The organism is Vibrio sp. 970 (assembly GCF_033339075.1).
In genome coordinates, this window is record NZ_JAWOTW010000471.1 from 1 (window position 1) to 628 (window position 628).

Genomic DNA, 628 nt, shown 5'->3' on the forward strand with positions numbered 1-628 from the left:
GGGTGGAGAGCGCGCGAGAGGTCTGGCTAATGGTGTTGGTGTTCTGCTTGTTAAACAGCGTGAGATTTTACAAAACGCTGGTGAAGCAGACGATGAAGGTACTGCGGCACTGATGGGAGACTACATCCGTGAGCAAGAAAAACTGATGTGGATGCTTAACGCTTACCTACAAGGCTAAGTTCAAACATTTACATACGATTCGGGAATAAGCCAAAGGAGCACATGAGTGATCCTTTTTTTGTCTCTGTGAATTGGCAATCTAATTCGTTGAGCTTTTCGGACAAAGGGATCAGTGCGCTGATTCAAAGTACGCCAGCAAATCGGACAGTTCTCTCACCGCAAGTGATGCCGAATTTTGAAATTGTTCGGTGATGCCGTGATGCACTAAACAAGACGGCATTTGTGCATTGTACGCAGCTTGTAAATCGTAAAGGAAGTCACCGACATACAGCACTTCATTTGGCATCAAACGCCACTCCTTGGCGAGCACTTGTAGCGATAAAGGATCGGGTTTTGGTGGATAACATTCACGCGTGATCACTTGCTCAACGGTGATTTGGTTATGTTCCAATTTTCTTTGTGTCGCAATTAGGCAGTTTCGCGTGACGATGGCGGTTTTAATCGCTTT

General features: G+C 45.9%; 2 protein-coding genes. One reads left to right on the forward strand and one right to left on the reverse strand.

Annotated features, from left to right (window positions below; all coding sequences use genetic code 11):
- A partial coding sequence (locus R7Q11_RS27370) for a ferritin-like domain-containing protein (RefSeq protein ID WP_263857212.1) occupies nt 1–178 on the forward strand: 178 nt, incomplete at its 5' end.
- A gap of 111 nt (nt 179–289) precedes the next feature.
- Here R7Q11_RS27370 and R7Q11_RS27375 read toward each other — a convergent pair.
- Nucleotides 290–628 (reverse strand): HAD family hydrolase (locus tag R7Q11_RS27375; protein ID WP_225467133.1); only part of this gene is annotated, 339 nt, incomplete at its 5' end.